Source organism: Dyella terrae (genome assembly GCF_004322705.1).
GTDB lineage: Bacteria > Pseudomonadota > Gammaproteobacteria > Xanthomonadales > Rhodanobacteraceae > Dyella_D > Dyella_D terrae.
On the sequence record NZ_SIZZ01000002.1, the window covers coordinates 221,105 to 238,457 of the forward strand.

The 17,353-nt window shown below is 65.9% G+C and carries 16 protein-coding genes; 15 read left to right on the plus strand and 1 reads right to left on the minus strand.

The annotated features are described in order from the left end of the window. Positions 1 to 42: 42 nt before the first annotated feature. The 3 genes from EYV96_RS11920 to EYV96_RS11930 all read left to right on the plus strand — a co-directional run bounded on the left by EYV96_RS11920 (position 43) and on the right by EYV96_RS11930 (position 2,776). Positions 43 to 1,155 (plus strand): S-(hydroxymethyl)glutathione dehydrogenase/class III alcohol dehydrogenase, encoded by a 1,113-nt coding sequence (locus EYV96_RS11920; RefSeq protein WP_131151781.1) that lies wholly within the window; start codon positions 43 to 45, stop codon positions 1,153 to 1,155. 179 nt (positions 1,156 to 1,334) lie between these two features. After that, positions 1,335 to 2,234, plus strand: coding sequence for a class I SAM-dependent methyltransferase (locus EYV96_RS11925; RefSeq protein ID WP_131151782.1), 900 nt, complete (start codon positions 1,335 to 1,337; stop codon positions 2,232 to 2,234). 5 nt (positions 2,235 to 2,239) lie between these two features. Next, a complete protein-coding gene (locus EYV96_RS11930) occupies positions 2,240 to 2,776 on the plus strand; it encodes a pseudouridine synthase (RefSeq protein WP_131151783.1) in 537 nt (178 codons plus the stop codon). Between the two features lie 6 nt (positions 2,777 to 2,782). Here EYV96_RS11930 and EYV96_RS11935 read toward each other — a convergent pair whose 3' ends face one another. Then, a complete protein-coding gene (locus EYV96_RS11935; protein ID WP_131151784.1) occupies positions 2,783 to 3,568 on the minus strand; it encodes a TatD family hydrolase in 786 nt (261 codons plus the stop codon). Positions 3,569 to 3,825: 257 nt separating this feature from the next. On the opposite strand from EYV96_RS11935, the gene gspE reads away from it, so the two are divergent. From gspE to hrpB, 12 genes are all read left to right on the plus strand, one after another. After that, positions 3,826 to 5,559: a type II secretion system ATPase GspE gene (gspE, locus tag EYV96_RS11940; protein WP_131151785.1), complete on the plus strand. Its 1,734-nt coding sequence runs from the start codon at positions 3,826 to 3,828 to the stop codon at positions 5,557 to 5,559. A 90-nt stretch (positions 5,560 to 5,649) separates the two neighbouring features. Next, positions 5,650 to 6,867 (plus strand): type II secretion system inner membrane protein GspF, encoded by a 1,218-nt coding sequence (gene gspF / locus EYV96_RS11945; RefSeq protein ID WP_131151786.1) that lies wholly within the window; start codon positions 5,650 to 5,652, stop codon positions 6,865 to 6,867. Positions 6,868 to 6,921: 54 nt separating this feature from the next. Continuing rightward, on the plus strand, positions 6,922 to 7,344 hold the full coding sequence (gspG, locus tag EYV96_RS11950) for a type II secretion system major pseudopilin GspG (protein WP_131151787.1): 423 nt from the start codon (positions 6,922 to 6,924) through the stop codon (positions 7,342 to 7,344). An 86-nt stretch (positions 7,345 to 7,430) separates the two neighbouring features. Continuing rightward, a complete protein-coding gene (locus EYV96_RS11955; RefSeq protein WP_131152435.1) occupies positions 7,431 to 7,880 on the plus strand; it encodes a GspH/FimT family pseudopilin in 450 nt (149 codons plus the stop codon). 5 nt (positions 7,881 to 7,885) lie between these two features. Beyond that, positions 7,886 to 8,314 (plus strand): type IV pilus modification PilV family protein, encoded by a 429-nt coding sequence (locus tag EYV96_RS11960; protein ID WP_131151788.1) that lies wholly within the window; start codon positions 7,886 to 7,888, stop codon positions 8,312 to 8,314. An 8-nt stretch (positions 8,315 to 8,322) separates the two neighbouring features. Beyond that, entirely contained in the window at positions 8,323 to 8,982 is a 660-nt protein-coding gene (locus tag EYV96_RS11965) for a prepilin-type N-terminal cleavage/methylation domain-containing protein (protein WP_131151789.1), read from the plus strand. Between the two features lie 14 nt (positions 8,983 to 8,996). After that, positions 8,997 to 9,845, plus strand: coding sequence for a type II secretion system minor pseudopilin (locus EYV96_RS11970; protein ID WP_240732482.1), 849 nt, complete (start codon positions 8,997 to 8,999; stop codon positions 9,843 to 9,845). Continuing rightward, a complete protein-coding gene (locus tag EYV96_RS11975) occupies positions 9,842 to 11,005 on the plus strand; it encodes a PilN domain-containing protein (protein WP_240732483.1) in 1,164 nt (387 codons plus the stop codon). Before EYV96_RS11970 ends, EYV96_RS11975 begins: the two co-directional genes overlap by 4 nt. After that, entirely contained in the window at positions 11,002 to 11,646 is a 645-nt protein-coding gene (gene gspM, locus EYV96_RS11980) for a type II secretion system protein GspM (RefSeq protein ID WP_131151791.1), read from the plus strand. Before EYV96_RS11975 ends, gspM begins: the two co-directional genes overlap by 4 nt. Next, on the plus strand, positions 11,643 to 12,413 hold the full coding sequence (locus tag EYV96_RS11985) for a general secretion pathway protein GspN (RefSeq protein ID WP_131151792.1): 771 nt from the start codon (positions 11,643 to 11,645) through the stop codon (positions 12,411 to 12,413). The genes gspM and EYV96_RS11985 overlap by 4 nt, the downstream gene beginning before the upstream one ends. A gap of 3 nt (positions 12,414 to 12,416) precedes the next feature. Further along, positions 12,417 to 14,756 (plus strand): type II secretion system secretin GspD, encoded by a 2,340-nt coding sequence (gspD, locus tag EYV96_RS11990; RefSeq protein WP_131151793.1) that lies wholly within the window; start codon positions 12,417 to 12,419, stop codon positions 14,754 to 14,756. Between the two features lie 60 nt (positions 14,757 to 14,816). Then, positions 14,817 to 17,318 (plus strand): ATP-dependent helicase HrpB, encoded by a 2,502-nt coding sequence (gene hrpB, locus EYV96_RS11995; protein ID WP_131151794.1) that lies wholly within the window; start codon positions 14,817 to 14,819, stop codon positions 17,316 to 17,318. Positions 17,319 to 17,353: the final 35 nt, after the last annotated feature.

Consider the following 17,353-nt stretch of genomic DNA (forward strand, 5'->3'; position numbering starts at 1 on the left):
CCACAATAGTCCGTTAGGTTTTTGATCAGAAGGAAACACCCCATGAAATCTCGTGCCGCGGTCGCCTGGGAAGCAGGCAAGCCCCTCACCATCGAGGAAGTGGACGTCGCCAAGCCCAGGGCTGGCGAAGTGCTCGTGCGCATCGTCGCCACGGGCGTGTGTCATACCGACGCCTTCACGCTGTCGGGCGCCGATCCGGAAGGCTTGTTCCCGGTGATCCTGGGCCATGAAGGCGGCGGCATCGTGGAAGAAGTCGGCGAAGGCGTTACCACGCTCAAGCCGGGCGACCACGTCATTCCGCTGTACACGCCCGAATGCGGCGAGTGCAAGTTCTGTCTCTCAGGCAAGACCAACCTCTGCCAGAAAATTCGCGTAACGCAGGGCAAGGGCCTGATGCCGGATGGTACGTCGCGCTTCTCGCTCAACGGCAAGCCGATCCTGCATTACATGGGCACCAGCACGTTCAGCGAATACACCGTGCTGCCGGAAATTTCGCTGGCAAAGATCAGCAAGGAAGCGCCGCTGGACAAGGTATGCCTGCTCGGCTGCGGCATCACCACCGGTATCGGCGCGGTGCTCAACACGGCCAAGGTGGAGCCGGGTGCGAGCGTGGCCGTGTTCGGCCTCGGCGGCATTGGCTTGTCCGTGGTGCAGGGCGCGGTGATGGCGAAGGCCGGCCGCATCGTCGTGGTCGACACCAATCCGGACAAATTCGCCATGGCGAAGGCGCTGGGCGCCACGGACTTCGTCAATCCGCGTGATTACCCGGATACGCCGGTGCAGCAGGTGATCGTCGACCTCACCGACGGCGGCGTCGACTATTCGTTCGAGTGCATCGGCAACGTCAACGTCATGCGTTCGGCCCTCGAGTGCTGCCACAAGGGCTGGGGCGAGTCGGTGATTATCGGCGTCGCCGGCGCGGGCCAGGAAATCAGCACGCGTCCGTTCCAGCTGGTGACCGGTCGCGTGTGGCGCGGCTCCGCCTTTGGCGGCGTGAAGGGTCGCTCGCAGCTGCCCGGCTACGTCGAGCGCTATATGGGCGGCGAGATCAAGATCGACGAGATGATCACCGAAGTGCTGCCGCTGGAACGCATCAACGATGCCTTCGACCTGATGCATGAGGGCAAGGTGATTCGCTCGGTGATCAAATTCTGAGCTCGCCCGGGCGGGTGTCTCATCCGCCCGCGCCTGGCAACTCTGCCGAACGCCCGATGGCACCGTGCGCCATCGGGCTACACACTTGCAGGATGGCCCCTCCGGGCCGTCCTGTACTCACAACGCCCCCACAATCCGCCGGCTAGCCTGCCGCCGAACCCTTCATCCGAGCCTCACGCATGTCGAAGCGCCATCTTTCCGCCGTATTGGTTACCGCCTTGCTGGCCGCCTGCAGCGGCAACTCCATACCCGCGAGCACGGCGGCCGCGCAGGACCAGCCGGCAAGCGGCCTGGTGCCGCCGACCAGTGCCACCGACTACACTGCCTCGCAGATCGATGCCGTGCTGGCCGGTGACTGGCGATCGGAAAAGAACCGCGCCCGCGATGTCTATCGTCATCCGAAGGAAACCTTGCAGTTCTTCGGCCTGCGTCCGGACATGACGGTTATCGAAATCACCCCCGGGGGCGGCTGGTACAGCGAAGTGCTGGCGCCGCTGCTGCAGGACAACGGCCATTACATCGCCGCCATCGCACGGCCCGCCGGTGAAGGCGAGGCCCGTCGTGATGCCAGCGGCCTGCACACCAAATTCGCCGCGGACCCGGCGCATTACGGCAAGGCCCAGATCATCGAGTTCGATCCGAAGGCGCCGGTTATCGGCGAGCCGGGCAAGGCGGATCTCGTGCTGACGTTCCGCAATGTGCACAACTGGGTCGAAGCGGACACGGCACCGGCCATGTTCAAGGCCTTCTTCGCCTCGCTGCGTCCGGGCGGCACGCTGGGCGTTGTCGATCATCGCGCGCTCGATACGGCGCGCGTCGAGGACATCAAGGAATCCGGCTATCTGCCCACGGCATACGTGATCAAGCTGGCGACCGAGGCGGGTTTCAAGCTTGAGGCGCAAAGCGAGGTCAACGCCAATCCGAAGGACACCAAGGATTACCCGAAGGGTGTCTGGACCTTGCCGCCGACACTGACGCTGGGCGAGCAGGACAAGGCCAAATACCTGGCCATCGGCGAGTCTGATCGCATGACGCTGCGTTTCGTCAAGCCGGAGGCCGCGTCCGTCGCGAGTCACTGAAGCGCATGCTGATCGCGCTCAACAAGCCGTTCAACGTGCTGTGCCAGTTCACCCGCGAAGGCGACAAGCGCACGCTGGCTGAATTCGTGCAGCAGAAAAACGTCTATCCGGCGGGACGGCTCGATTACGACAGCGAAGGCCTGTTGCTGCTTACGGATGATGGTGGGCTGGCGCACCGGCTCACCGATCCGCGCCACAAGCAACCCAAGACGTACCTCGTGCAAGTCGATGGCGCGGCCACCGACGAGGCCGTGCAGGCCCTGCGACGCGGCGTCGTTCTGAACGATGGCCCCACGCAGCCGGCCGGTGCCGAGCATGCGGTCGAACCGGACTGGCTGTGGCCACGCGATCCGCCCGTGCGGTTTCGCAAGGCCATTCCCACCAGCTGGCTGAGCATCACCCTGCGCGAAGGTCGCAATCGCCAGGTGCGTCGCATGACGGCCGCCGTGGGATTCCCCACGCTGCGACTCATTCGCGTCAGCGTGGGCGGTTACGCGCTCGACGGACTACCGCCCGGCGAAACGCGCGTGCTCGCGCCCTGAGTCGGCTCAGATACCGAAGAAGGCGCGTGCCGTCGCCGTGCTGTTCGCCGCCGTCACCTCCACCGACTCGCCACGATCGCGCGCGACTTCGTGGCAGATGTGGCGCAGGTACATCGGTTCATTGCGGCGATGGCTCGGCGCGGGTTTCACCGTGCGCGGCAGCAGGTACGGCGCATCGGTTTCGATCATCAGGCGATGGGACGGAATCCGTTTCACCAGCTCACGCAAATGCGTGCCTCGCCGCTCATCGCAGATCCAGCCGGTGATGCCGATATGGCAGTCGAGCGCCAGGTAATCGCGCAGCGCGTCGCCTGAATCGGTGAAGCAATGCACCACGGCGGCCGGCACCTTTTCGCGATAGCGGCGCAGCAGGTTCACGAAATCTTCGTGCGCATCGCGCTGGTGCAGGAACAGTGGTTTGCCCTTGTCCACGGCAATCTGCAGCTGACGTTCGAACACGGCCAGTTGCACGTCGCGCGGCGAATAGTTGCGGTTGTAGTCCAGGCCGGTTTCGCCGACGGCGCGCACCTCCGGTTGATCCGCCAGCTCGCGCAGCAGCGCATCGGTGGCGTCGTCATAGTCGATGGCATGGTGCGGGTGGACGCCGGCGGTGGCGTACAGCTCGCCCGGGAGGCGTCGGGCCAGGTCCAGCGCATGGGTACTGCCCTCTTTCGAGGCGCCGGTGACCACCATCTGCACGACGCCGTGGTCACGGGCGCGTTGCATGACGGCGTCAAAATCGTGATGAAACGATTCATGGGTGAGGTTGGCGCCGATGTCGAGCAGTTCCATACGCGTATCTGATGCAGAAAACACCTATTGTCTCAGAGGCGAGTGCTCTGTGCCGGTGTCGGCGAATCGAAGGCCGTGTCGGGGCAGGATGAAGGCCAGACCAGCGGAGACTTTCAGATTTTGATGCGAATCCTCCCAATTCAGACGACGAGGTCCCACGCTAGGTGAGGGTTGTGCTACCAATGCACCCCTGGTTCGGGATGGCAAAGCGGTCCCGTGGCCCATGACGGGCGCAGTCAACGATACGAGGTGGCGACATGTCGGCAGCGGTCAAGCCGGCGACCAGCATGGAGAGTCAGCAGGAGCCGGGCCGCGAGGCCGCCGTGTGCGACTTGCTGGTCATGCGAGGGCGCCTGAAAGACACCGATCTGGCGCGCGCCAGGCGCCTGCATGAAGAGTCGCCGGAAGGGACGTTGACGGCCCTGCTGGCCCGCCTCGGGCTGGTGTCCGAGCGCGATCTGGCCGATGCCTGGTCGGAGCTGCTGCACACGCCGCTCATGGCGGCGCGCGAGGCCCCCGACTTGCCGCCGGCCGAACTGGACCTCTCGCTGCGGTTCCTGAAGCACCACCACGTGGTTCCGGTCCGCCAGGGCGACGATGATCTGGCCCTGGTGGTGTCCGACCCCGCCGACCCTTATCCCCTTCAGGCGGTCGAGTTGGCCGCGGGCCGCCCCGTCAGCTTGCGCATTGGTCTTCGATCGGAGATCGATGACCTGATCGAGCGGTATTACGGCAGCGGGCGTTCGGCGATGGGCACCATCGTGGAAAATCTCGATGGCGGCATCGCCGCCGAAGACGACGTCGAGCACCTGCGCGACCTGGCATCCGAGGCGCCCGTCATCCGCCTGGTGAACCTGATCCTGCAACGCGCCGTGGAACAGCGTGCGTCCGACGTGCATATCGAGCCCTTCGAAAACCGCCTGAAGGTGCGCTACCGCATCGACGGCGTGCTGCACGAAGTGGAGGCGCCGCCCTCCAGCTCGACGGCTGCGGTGATTTCGCGCGTCAAGATCATGGCCAAGCTCAATATCGCCGAACGGCGCCTGCCGCAGGACGGTCGCATTCAGTTGCGCGTGCAGGGCAAGGAGCTGGACCTGCGCGTGTCCACCGTGCCGACCAGCTTCGGTGAATCGGTGGTGATGCGTATCCTCGACCGCGAATCGGTGGTGTTCGATTTCTCGGAGCTGGGTTTCACCCCGCGGTTCCAGTCGCGCTTCGTCGACGTGCTTGAGCGTCCGCACGGCATTCTTCTGGTGACGGGTCCGACCGGTTCGGGCAAGACCACGACGCTCTACACCGCGCTCTCGAAGATCAACACGCCCGACGTGAAGATCATCACAGTCGAGGATCCGGTCGAGTACCAGATCGAAGGCATCAACCAGATCCAGGTGAAGCCGCAGATCGGCCTGGATTTTGCCGGTGCCCTGCGCTCGATCGTGCGCCAGGATCCGGACGTGATCATGATCGGCGAAATGCGCGATCTGGAAACCTGCCGCATCGCCATCCAGTCCGCGCTGACCGGCCACCTGGTGCTGTCGACCCTGCACACCAACAGCGCTGCGGGCGGCATCACCCGCATGCTCGACATGGGCGTGGAGGATTACCTCCTGGGCTCGACCGTCAACGGCATCCTTGCGCAGCGCCTGGTACGCCGGCTCGATCCGGAAACCGCAACTTCATACGAAGCCCTGCCCGAGGTGATCGAGCAGTTCGAACTGCACAAATACACCGACGAGCGCCCGATCCGTCTGTGGAAGCCCGGCAGCAGCGCCGCCAATCCGACAGGTTATCGCGGCCGCCGCGCCATCATGGAGTTCCTCGTGATGACCGACAGCCTCCGTCGCCTGGTCATGCAGCGCGCCGATGCCGGCGAAATCGAACGCCAGGCCCGTGCCGAAGGCATGCGCACCATGTATGAGGACGGCATCGCCAAAGCCGTTACCGGCATCACCACCATCGAAGAAGTCCTCCGCGTCACTCAGGAAACCTAAACCAAGGCGTCCTGCGCGCGGCAATCCGCTTCGAGCTACGACGCACTCCATTCGCGCTGTTCACCATTCACTGTTCACCCTTTCCCACTCATGACCCAATTCCACTACCGCGCCGTCACCGATTCCGGCGACATCGTGCAGGGCGATATGGAAGCGTCGACCATCGACGAGGTCATCGCACGCCTGCAGGACCAGGGGCATACGCCGCTGGAGGCGCGCCCGGCGACGGAAGTGGGCAGCGCCATGGGCATCGCAGGGTGGTTCAAGCGCGGCCCGTTCACCGGCGACCAGCTCGCCCAATTCACGCACCAGCTGGCCACCTTGCTGGGGGCCGGCCAGCCGCTGGATCGCGCGCTGGGCATCCTGATGGATCTGCCCGAAGCCGAGCACGCCAGGCGCATGGTCGAGCGCGTGCGCGACCGCGTGCGCGGCGGTGTGCCCTTGTCGCAGGCCTTCGATGAAGAACACGGGGTATTTCCCAAGCTGTACATCAGCCTGGTACGTGCGGGCGAAGCGGGTGGCTCGCTGGAAGAAACCCTCAGGCGCCTGGCCGAATACCTGGAGCGCTCCCAGCAATTGCGCGGGAGCATCATCAATGCGCTGATCTACCCGGCTTTCCTGATGGTCGGCGTGCTCGGTTCGCTGGTGCTTCTGCTCGCTTACGTCGTGCCGCAGTTCGTGCCGATCTTCGAAGACATGCAGGTGCCGGTGCCGTGGATCACCCAGGTCGTGCTGGCGCTGGGGCAGCTGCTGCAATCGTGGTGGTGGCTGATTCTGATCGTCGTCGTCGGTGGCGCGGCGCTCTGGCGCGCGCGGCTGCGTGACCCGGAAGCCCGCCTGGCCTGGCACGCGAGGCTGCTCCAGGTGCGCGTGGCCGGCCCGCTCATGCTCAAGGTAGAAACAGCCCGCATCGCAAGAACTCTCGGCACCCTCGTGAAGAACGGCGTGCCGCTGCTGTCGGCGCTCACCATTGCGCGCCAGGTCACCTCCAACCGCGCGCTGGACCAGGCGCTGGAGCAGGCTGCGGAACAAGTGAAGGGTGGCTCGGGTCTGAGCCTTGCGCTGGCGCAATCGCAGCGCTTTCCGCGGTTGGCCCTGCAAATGGTGCAGGTGGGCGAGGAGGCCGGCCAGTTGGACACGATGCTGCTCAAGGTGGCCGATACGTTCGAGCTGGAAAGCCGGCGCGCCATCGATCGCCTGCTCGCCGCCCTGGTGCCGGCGCTGACCATCGTGATGACGGTGCTGGTGGCCATCATCATGGCCGCCATCCTGCTGCCCCTGCTCAGCCTCACCAGCAATATCCAATAGGGCCCGGCCCTTGTCGCCGCCCCCCACTCCCCATCGATGACACGAGGTACATACATGCAGAACAGGCAGATTCGCGGCACCGCCGTTCGCGGCTTCACCCTGCTGGAAATGCTGGCGGTGATCGTGCTGATTGGCATCATCGGTGCGGTGGTGGTCACGCAGGTCGGCAAGAACGTCGACAAGGGCAAGTACGGCGCCGGCAAGGCGCAGCTGACCACGCTGGGCCAGAAGATCGAGAACTACGCCCTCGACAACGGCGCGCCGCCACCCCAGTTGGAAGACCTCGTCACCAAGCCCGCCACGGCACGGAACTGGCAGGGTCCGTACGCCAAGGAATCCGACCTGAAGGATCCGTGGGGCCATCCGTTCGGCTACAAGGCGCCCGGTGACCATGGCAGCTTCGACCTGATCTTCTACGGCCAGGATGGCCAGCCCGGCGGCGAAGGCTATAGCGCCGACGTGGGCAACTGGCAGTAAGCATGTTCCTGACGGCAGACATGGGCCATTCGGGCGAGGCACCCTTGTCGGGTGTATCGCTTCGTGTTCGCGCGTCGCGCCGTCCCATGCGTGCGCGTCGCAGCGTGCGCGGCTTCACGTTGCTCGAAATCCTGGTGGTGATCCTGCTGATCGGCATTGCGGCGGCCGCCGTGTCGGTGTCGGTTACGCAGGGCCTTGCCAGTGCGCGCGTCAACGCCGCCAGCGGCGAAATGGCGGCGGCGCTGCGTGCGACGCGTGCGCGCGCCATCGTCAGCGGCCAGGCGCAGGTGTTCGAAGTGGATACGGTGCACCACGTTTATCGTGGTGCCGACAAGCGCGACGTGCGACTGCCGCAAGGCATGAAACTGAGCATCACCAGCGCGAAGGAAGACCAGCCCAACGCGACCACGGGTCGCATCCGGTTCTTTCCCGATGGCAGTTCCACCGGTGGCCACATCACGTTGCAACGCGAACGTCGGCAGTGGCTGGTGAACGTGTCGTGGCTGACGGGTGCCGTGTCCGTGGTCGCGACATGATGACCATGCCGTCCCTGCGACCCGCGCGCGGCTTCAGCCTGCTGGAAGTCGTCGCGGCGATCTTCCTGCTGGCCATCGCGTTCACCGCACTGATGCAGGTGGCGGGCGGTTCGATGAGCCTGTCGCAGAACGCTGCCGATTACACCCGCGCTTCTATGTGGGCGCGCACCTTGCTCGACACGGCCGACGTCGGCACCGACCTGACGCCCGGCCAGAGCGACGGTCGCTTCGACGATCAGTATCGCTGGCACCTCGTTGTCGCGCCGTGGCGTCCCGCCGATGTCGATCCGGGCATGCCGTCGCCATTGCAGATGGTGAAGCTCGATCTGGATGTCCGCTGGGGCGCGCCGCATCGCGAACGCTCCGCGCATTTCAGCACGTTGCGCTTCGTGCAGCCCGCATCGAACAGCCCGGGTGTGCGGGGTGCGCCGTGAAGGCGCGCGTGCGGGGGTTTTCCTTGCTCGAAGTCCTCGGCGCGCTGGTGTTGCTGGCGCTGTTGTTGCTGGGCGTGTACTCGGGTATTCGCACGGCCACGCACAGCGTCACCAGTGGCACGCAAGTGATCGGCGAACTGGATCAGTTGCGTTCGGCGCAGCAGTTCATGCGACAGGAATTGCAGCAGGTCCAGGCCGTGCCGCAGGGGCGCAACGACCGCGGCGAAAATCTCTACTTTGCCGGCGATGCGACGACCATGCGTTTCGTCGCGCCGTTGCCCGGCTATCTGGGCAAGCTCGGTCCGCAGTTGCAGGAATGGAAACTGGTGTCGGACGGCAAGGGATTCCAGCGCCTCGAGGCACGTTTCGCGCTGATTCCACCGGATGGCAGCCCGCCACAGGCACTGGGCGAGCCGGAAATCCTGATGGACGGCATTCGCGAAGGCCATTTCAGCTATCGCACGCCCGACACGTTCCAGCAGCGCGGCAGCTGGTCCGGGCACTGGGACGACCAGCGACTGCTGCCCAGCATCGTGCGCGTCGAACTCAGCTTGCGCGGACACTACGACTGGCCGCGCCTCGATGCCCCCCTGCGCGTGGACCCGACCGCGGCGTTCGGCCAGGGCCAGGGATTGTTGCAGGGCCTCAATCGTCCGGTGGTGCAATGACGAACGCGCCAGCCATGGCATGTCGCCCCCAGCGCGGTGTCGCGCTGCTTGTGGTGCTTTGGGCATGCACGCTGCTCGCGATCCTGCTGGGTAGTTATGCCGCGCTCGCGCGCACGGAGGGCTTGCAGGCGCGCTATCAGTTTTCGCAGGCCCGCGCGCATTACGCCGCGGAGGCGGGCGTGATGCGGGCGATCTACGCTTTGCAGGATCCGTCGCCGGCTACGCGCTGGATGCCGGACGGGCGCGATTACACCTTCACGTACGAAGACGCCCGGGTGACGCTGCGCGTGGTCGATGAAAGCGGGAAAGTTGACATCAACAGCGCGTCGCCGGATGTCCTTGGCGGCTTGTTCCGCGCTGCCGGCGTGCCGGACGGCCAGGCCAGCGAGCTGGCCAACCGGGTGGTGGAGTGGCGCAGTTTCGGCGTCCTTCCCGGTAGCCAGACGGGCGCCTACGGCATGGCCGGACGAGATTACAAGCCGCGACATGGGCCTTTTGCCAGCGTGGAGGAGTTGCAGATGGTGTTGGGCATGGAGCCGGCGATCTACCAGAAGATCGCCTCGCAGGTGACGCTGTGGTCGGGCCGCAACGCGCCCGAACCAACGTTCGCACCGCCCCTGGCGCTGATGGCCGTGCCGGGCATGACGCCGGCCCAGGCGCAGACCCTGCTGGCGGCAAGGGCTCAGCAAGGTGTAAACGCCACCCTAGGCGGCGGTCGGGGAGTGACGCATAGTATTTACTCAGAGGCGACCCTGCCGGATGGAACGCGCTCGATCTTGCGTGCCACGGTGCGGTTGCAGGGAGCCAGGTCCGGAGCACAGCCATACGCCGTGCTGCGCTGGCGGGAGGGTGAAGGGGAGTGAATAAGACGAACGCGCTGCAACCGCAGTTCGAGCGCCTGCGCCGTGCCTGGCGTGCCTCGCCATTGCCGCGATTCCTTGGATGGTGGGGGCAGGAGCTGGCGGCCATGCTGCCCGATCGCTGGCGCCACGCCCTGCAGTCGGGCGCCATCTGGTTCCTGATCGAGCCGACGCCCGGCGGATGGCAGGTGCGTCGCTCCGGCCACGCCGAGGTGCTGGCCCGGTGGAGTGACGAGGGGGACGCCACCGTCCAGCAGGTCGCATTGAACGACGCCTTGCGCGGCGTTGATCGCGAAGACCTGCGCCTGGCCCTGTGCCTGCCCGCCGGCATGGTGCTGCGTCGTTCGCTGAGCCTGCCGATGGCCGCGCGCGACACGCTGCATCGCGTGGGCGCCTTTGAAATGGATCGCCAGACGCCGTTCCGCATCGACCAGGTGCGCTACGACATCCGCGAACTCGATTTTCCACCCAGTGGCGGCCGCCTGATGGCCGAACTGGTCGTGGTGACGCGCGCTGTGCTCGATCCGCTGCTGGCGCGCCTGGAGCACCTGGGCATCGCCGTCGATGCGGTGGATGTCGCCGATGGTGTTACCCGCCACGGCACCAATCTGTTGCCCCCCGAACTTGCGCCGCGTCGCGCCAACCCGCGTCGCCGCATCAATCTCATCCTGGCCACTGCCTGTGTCCTGCTCGTGGGGCTGGTGCTGGCGCAGTGGCTGCACAATCGCCGCGAAGTGCTGGCGCAAATGCAGAGCCAGGTGGAAACCCTGCGCGGTGAAGCGCAGCAGGTGGCAGCCTTGCGCCAGCAATTGCAGGACAACGCCGGTGCGGCGGGCTTCCTTGCCGCGCGCAAGCGAAACACCGTGTCGGCGCTGGCCGTCATGAAAGACATCAGCGAGCGACTGCCAACAAGCGCATGGCTTGAACGCCTGAGCATCGACAACACCGGCCAGATCGGCTTCCAGGGGCAAAGTCCCCAGGCCGCGCGCCTGGTCGATGCGCTGAAGGGATCCCAGGTGATTACCGACGTGAACTTCCAGGGCACGATCCAGGCGGATCCGTCGACGGGCAAGGAGCGCTTCTATTTGGTGGCACGCATGCGCAAACCTGATGCGGGCAGGGTCGAGCCGGCCCCGGCCGCAAGCGCGCGGGGTGCGCCATGAAGATGCCCATCATGAGCCCGCGCGACAGCCGTATCGCCGCCATCCTCCTGTTGCTGGTGGTGTTGATCGCCGGCTACTTCGTCTTGCTGCACGGTTGGTTCGTGTCGCCGTTGCTGGACATCCGTTCGCAGATGGCCGATTTGCGCGATACGCAGTCGCGCTTCGCCGCCGCCATCGCCGAGAAACCGGAACTGCAGAAGCGCATCGCCATGCTGGGGCAGGGCCAGGCGGCCAGCCAGGCTTTCCTGCCGGAAGACAATCCCAGTGCTGCCGCAGCTGGCCTGATGCAGCGCGTGGTCGATGTGGTCGCGGCGCATCCGGAAGGCGGTAGCTGCGATGTCACCCAGAAAATGCCCGTTCCCAATCCGACCGCCGCGGCCAACGAGCCGTATCGCAAAGTGGCCGTGAGCATCAGCCTGCGTTGCGACGTGCAGCCGCTGGCCGGCGCGCTGCAGCAGCTGGAGCAGGGCTCGCCTTATCTGTTCATCGATGACATGAGCATCTACCGCAACCCGGTGGCGGCGCAGCAAAACAACGCGCTGCCGCTCGAAGTGCAGTTCACGCTGAGTGGCTATATCCGCCAGACCAAGGCGGCAGGTGCGGCGAATGCACCCGTCGCGACGCCGGGAGACGACTCGTGAACGCCGCCGGCCAGCGTCGCCTGACGCCCGTCCTTGCCGGGACGGTCATTGGGCTTGCCGTGGTGTGCCTCGTCCTCATGGCCGGCGTGGGACGTGGCGTGCACTGGGACAGCCCCAGGACCCCCGCTGAACTGCCCGATGCGCGCGCCGGCAACCTCCCGGTACCCGTGCCCCTGGCGCAGTTCGCCGCGGTCTGGCAGCAGCCCCTGTTCAATCCCGATCGCAAGCCGGTGACGCGCGCGGCCAAGGGCGGCGCCAATCTCGGTGACATGCAGTTGACCGGCATCATCATGACGCCGGGCCTGCGCATGGCGTTGCTGCACGCCAAGGGTGGCGACAGCGACATTCGTGTTCGTGAAGGTGAGACCCTGCCCGATGGCAGCTGGAAACTGGTCGAACTGAAGCCGCGCGCAGCGGTGTTCGAATCCGGCAGCGGTCGCACCGAGCTGGAGCTGCCCGCCGGCGCACCGATCGATGCCCCCAAGCAGGTTGCCGCGACCCAGGCTTCGGCCAGCGTCCCTGCACTGGGCTTGCCGGCAGGCGCCATGCAGCGCGTGGCGCCGGGCACCGGCAATCACATGACATTCCAGGCCGGCGGTGACGGTACCGCGCGTGCGACATCGGCGGCTCCGTCGCCCGATAGCAACGCGCCACGCCCGCCGCAAAGCGACGAATCGCTGCAAGCCGACCGTATTCGACAACTCAAGGCCGCCATCCAGAAGCGCCGTGCCGAGCAAGCTGCCGGCACACCAGAAGGAGCACATTGATTTATGTCCCGCCCATTCCTTACGTCCGCTCTTCGACTCAGTAGCCTGGCGGTGGCCCTCGGATTAGCCGGCTGCCAGGCGCTGCCCAAGCCACCGGATGACGGCATGCTCCAGCGCGAAGCGATGGCGGGCACCGAGAAGCCGGCCCCGAAGCCGCATCCGATCAATACCGGACAGCCGCCGCCGCCGGAAACGGTCATCCCGTCGCAGATCAACGCCGGCACCGGCACCTTCATCCGTCCCAGCGCACTGGCGACGCCGAAGCCGCAGGCTGCCGGTGAAGGCGCGGTGACCTTCAACTTCGAGAACCAGCCGGTGCAGGCCGTGGTGAAAGCCATCCTTGGCGACCTGCTCAAGCAGAACTACGTCATCACGCCAGGCGTGCAGGGCAATATTTCGTTCTCCACCTCGCAGCCGGTCGATTCGACGCAGGCGTTGCCGATTCTCGAAACGCTGCTGTCGTGGACGGGCAACGCGCTGGTGCTGCGCAATGGCACCTACACCGTGTTGCCGTCCAAGGACGCCGTATCCGGCGGGATCGTGCCGAGCCTCGGCGCCATGGCGCCGCGCGCGGGCCTGCAGGCGCGCCTTTTTCCGCTGCGCTTCATCTCGGCGAACGAGATGCAGAAGCTGGTGAAGCCGTTCGCGCGCGCTGATTCCGTTCTGCTGGTTGATCCCTCGCGCAATCTGATCGTCTTGTCGGGCACGCCGCAGGAGCTGGAAAACTACCAGCGCACGATCACCACCTTCGACGTCGACTGGTTGCGTGGCATGTCGGTGGGTGTATTCAACCTGCAGCACGCAAATGTGGCCGACCTGATGCCCAAGCTCGACGGCATGTTCGGCGCAAAGGGCGATACGCCGCTGGCGGGCATGTTCCGCTTCATTCCGATCGAGCGCACCAACGCCCTGGTCGTCATCACCACGCAGTCCGACTACCTGCGTGAGATCGGTGGCTGGATCACGAAGATCGACAACGGTGGTGGCAACGACCCGCAGTTGTTTGTCTATGACGTGCGCAACATCAAGGCCTCGGATCTCGCCCAGTACCTTGCGCAGATCTATACCAACAACGCCGGTAACGGCGGCGGCGGTGGCGCGAAGGTGGGCCCGGGCCTGTCGTCGGGGACGCTTGGCAGTGCCGATAACGCCATGGGTTCGGCCAGCGGCATGGGCAGCACGGCCGGCAGTTTCGGCAGCAACACCAATGGCGGCCTGGTCGGCACCAACGGCAGCATGCCGGGGCTTAATGCCGGCGCGGGCTTTGGCAACAACAACAGCGGCTTTGGCTCTTCCGGCACCAGCATCGGCTCGCCATTTGGCGCGTCGCCGAATAACGGCGGCGGACAGTCGGGTGGACAGCAGTACGTTTCCGAAGACGGCAGCGTGCGCATCAGCTCGGTCGATTCGAACAACCAGCTGCTCGTGCGTGCGCGTCCTTCGCAGTGGGAGGAAATCGAATCGGCCATCCGCCGCCTCGACAACACGCCGCTGCAGGTGCAGATCGAAACGCGCATCCTCGAAGTGAAACTCACCGGGCAGTTCCAGTTTGGCGTGCAGTGGTACCTCGAAGGCCTGATCGGTGGTTCGCCGGATGGCAATGGCGGTTACACGCCGGGCCAGCCGGGCAACCAGCAGCAGTGGGCGATTGGCGGCGGTGGCGCCACGTTCAGGCCGGGCACCGATTCGTTCTTCTACTCGTTCATCAACAAGAATCTGCAGGTCGCCGTGCACGCCATGGAGACCAACGGCAATACCAAGACCCTGTCCGCGCCATCGCTGGTCGTGCTCAACAACCAGACTGCGCAGATCCAAGTGGGCGACCAGGTGCCGATCAACCAGACCAGCGTGAACCCGGGCGTGGGGACGGCGACGTATAACCAGGTCAATTACCTCAACACGGGCGTGATCCTGAGCGTGCAGCCGCGCGTGAATCCGGGTGGCCTCGTGTACCTGAACGTCCAGCAGCAGGTGAGCTCACCCACGACGCCAGCCGGTGCCACTAATCCCACGATCTCCCAGCGATCCATGGCGACGCAGGTGGCGGTGCAAAGCGGTCAGACGGTGTTGTTGGGCGGCCTCATCCAGCAGAACGAAGACAACACCGACACCGGCGTGCCGGGCCTGAACCACGTGCCCATTTTCGGTCGCTTGTTCGGCACCACGAGCCGCGGCAAGGCACGCACGGAACTGATCGTGCTGATCACCCCGAAGGTGATCACCAATGGCGAAGAGGCCAAGCAGGTAACGGACGAGTACCAGCTCAAGTTCGAATCGCTTGCGCCGCTGCACGCGGTGCCAGTGGGCACGACGCCAGCTGTCACCGCGCCGGTCACCCACTAAGCGACCTACGAGGAACGCCCCCGACACCGGCGGGCGTTCCTCGCCGGTATCATGCCGGCGATGAGTACCCCTGTTTTTCCCATCGCGGCCATCCTTCCCGGTATTCGGGCATCGCTCGCCGCGCACCCGCGCCTGGTGCTCGAGGCGCCGCCTGGTGCCGGCAAGACCACGCAGGTGCCGCTGGCGCTGCTGGATGAAAGCTGGCTGGGCGGGCGCAAGATACTCATGCTGGAGCCGCGCCGCATCGCCGCGCGTGCGGCCGCGCAGTTCATGTCGAAACAACGTGGCGAGGAGCTGGGCCAGACGGTCGGTTATCGCATCCGCTTTGAGTCGAAGATCACGGCCGCGACGCGAATCGAGGTCGTCACCGAAGGCATCCTCACGCGCATGATCCAGGACGATCCGGAGCTCGGCGCTTACGGTGCGATCCTGTTCGACGAGTTCCACGAACGTCATCTGGCGGCCGACCTTGGCGCGGCGCTGGCGCTGGACGTGCAGTCGACGCTTCGACCCCAGCTGCGCATCGTGGTGATGTCGGCGACGCTGGACGGCGAGCGCATCGCGCAGTGGCTGGGCGCGCCGCGCATCACAAGTCCTGGCCGCAGCTTTCCCGTGCGGATGGACTATCCGCCGGCACGCGCGCAGGAATCCGTTGAACATCATCTTGCCCGCGTCACGCGGCAGGCGCTGCAGGAAAACGACGGCGACGTGCTTGCGTTCCTGCCCGGCCGACGCGAAATAGCGCGTGCCGAAGCCGTGCTGACGCAGTCACTCGATCGCGACGACGTGGATGTGGTCGTGCTGCATGGCGAGCTGTCGCTGGCCGAGCAGCAGGCCGCACTGAGTCCGGCCGAACCCGGCATGCGTCGCATCGTGCTTGCCACCAACGTGGCGGAGTCGAGCGTGACCTTGCCGGGCATTCGCGCCGTGGTCGACAGCGGCCTGGCACGCGAACCGCGCTTCGATCCGAGTTCGGGATTCACGCGGCTCGAAACGGTGACCATTTCGCAGGCGTCGGCTGACCAGCGCGCGGGCCGTGCAGGTCGTGTCGCCGAAGGCACCGCGTATCGCCTGTGGCCGCAGAGCAAGCGCCTCGATGTGGCGCGCACGGCGGAGATTGCGCAGGCCGAACTATCTGGACTCGCGCTGGAGCTGGCGTCCTGGGGCAGTGCGGATCTGCCGTGGCTGGATGCGCCGCCCGTCGGCGCTCTGGCGCAGGCCCGCGCATTGCTGGTCATGCTTGGCGCCCTCGATGCGCTCGGTGGCATCACCGCGCTGGGACGCCGCATGCTTGAGCTGGGCGCCACGCCGAGGCTTGGTGCGGCAGCATTGCGCGCGCCGCCGGAACTGCAGGCCCTGGTCGCCGATCTTCTCGCCCTGATGGATGCGCGTTCACCCTTGCGGGGCGAGCGTGCCCGTAGCGACGACTTCCGCGAACGCCTGCTGGCGTTGCACGCCTGGCGCGATCGCCATGCGGCGGGTGCGCGAGGTGGCGCCGATGCCGGCGCACTGGCGGCGATCGAGCAGGCGAGCAAGGGATGGCGAAAGCGTCTGGACGTCCGTTCACCCGCCAGTGGCGTGCCGGACAGTCACGCCGTGGGCGACCTGTTGATGCACGCGTTTCCGGATCGCGTCGCGCGTCGCGACGACAACCATCCGTTGCGCTACACCCTGGCCAATGGCCGCGGCGCGCGATTGCACGAGCAGACGGCCTTGCTGGGCGAGCCCTGGCTGGTGGCTCTGGACTTGCGCTTCGACGCGCGCGACAGCCTGATTCTCGCGGCAGCACCATTGGACGTGCGTGCACTCGAGCGTGACTTCAGCACGCTGTTCCGACGCGAGCGCACCGTGCGCTGGAACGATGACCGCAACGTCGTCGAAGCCTTCGATGAGCAGCGCTTCGCCGCGATCGTGATCGCGCGTCGCAGTGTGCCGCCACAGCCCGAGGATGCCTTGCCCGCGCTGTTGTCGGCGATTCGCGACAAGGGCATCGATGCCTTGCCCTGGAGTGAAAACGCCCGCCGGTTGCGTACGCGCATGCAGGCCTTGCGCGCGTGGATGCCCGAGCTCGGATTGCCGGACGTGTCCGACGAAGCCTTGCTGGCTTCGCTGGAGGCCTGGCTTGGTCCGTATCTCACGGGCAAGCGGCGCATCGACGCGATCGGCGTCGACGACCTGTCGCAGGCGCTGGCCTCCATGGTCGATTACGACCAGCGTCGTGCGCTGGACGAACAGGCGCCGGAGAGCATGACCGTGCCCAGCGGCATGACGCGCCGCATCGAGTACGCGCCCGGCGAACCGCCCGTCTTGGCGGTCAAGTTGCAGGAGTTATTCGGCCTGGCCGACACGCCACGCGTGGGTGGCGGACGCATTCCGGTGACCTTGCATCTGCTGTCACCGGCGGGACGCCCCATCCAGGTGACCCAGGACCTCAAGGGCTTCTGGGAACGCACGTATCCGGAAGTGAAGAAGGAACTGAAGGGGCGATATCCACGGCATCCATGGCCAGATGATCCGTGGACGGCGGTGGCGACGCACCGGGCGAAGCCGCGCGGGACGTGAGGTCGCGTGCTGGTGCACGCGGTGAACGGTGAACA

What these genes read in the sequence shown, in the direction of transcription:
- gspG (WP_131151787.1), top strand. Translation starts at nt 6,922, where the DNA reads ATGCAGAACAGGCAGATTCGCGGCACCGCCGTTCGCGGCTTCACCCTG.
- gspM (WP_131151791.1), top strand. Translation starts at nt 11,002, where the DNA reads ATGAAGATGCCCATCATGAGCCCGCGCGACAGCCGTATCGCCGCCATC.
- EYV96_RS11970 (WP_240732482.1), top strand. Translation starts at nt 8,997, where the DNA reads ATGGCATGTCGCCCCCAGCGCGGTGTCGCGCTGCTTGTGGTGCTTTGG.
- gspF (WP_131151786.1), top strand. Translation starts at nt 5,650, where the DNA reads ATGACCCAATTCCACTACCGCGCCGTCACCGATTCCGGCGACATCGTG.
- EYV96_RS11930 (WP_131151783.1), top strand. Translation starts at nt 2,240, where the DNA reads ATGCTGATCGCGCTCAACAAGCCGTTCAACGTGCTGTGCCAGTTCACC.
- gspD (WP_131151793.1), top strand. Translation starts at nt 12,417, where the DNA reads ATGTCCCGCCCATTCCTTACGTCCGCTCTTCGACTCAGTAGCCTGGCG.
- EYV96_RS11960 (WP_131151788.1), top strand. Translation starts at nt 7,886, where the DNA reads ATGCCGTCCCTGCGACCCGCGCGCGGCTTCAGCCTGCTGGAAGTCGTC.
- gspE (WP_131151785.1), top strand. Translation starts at nt 3,826, where the DNA reads ATGTCGGCAGCGGTCAAGCCGGCGACCAGCATGGAGAGTCAGCAGGAG.
- EYV96_RS11935 (WP_131151784.1), bottom strand. Translation starts at nt 3,568, where the DNA reads ATGGAACTGCTCGACATCGGCGCCAACCTCACCCATGAATCGTTTCAT.
- EYV96_RS11920 (WP_131151781.1), top strand. Translation starts at nt 43, where the DNA reads ATGAAATCTCGTGCCGCGGTCGCCTGGGAAGCAGGCAAGCCCCTCACC.
- EYV96_RS11955 (WP_131152435.1), top strand. Translation starts at nt 7,431, where the DNA reads ATGCGTGCGCGTCGCAGCGTGCGCGGCTTCACGTTGCTCGAAATCCTG.
- EYV96_RS11925 (WP_131151782.1), top strand. Translation starts at nt 1,335, where the DNA reads ATGTCGAAGCGCCATCTTTCCGCCGTATTGGTTACCGCCTTGCTGGCC.
- hrpB (WP_131151794.1), top strand. Translation starts at nt 14,817, where the DNA reads ATGAGTACCCCTGTTTTTCCCATCGCGGCCATCCTTCCCGGTATTCGG.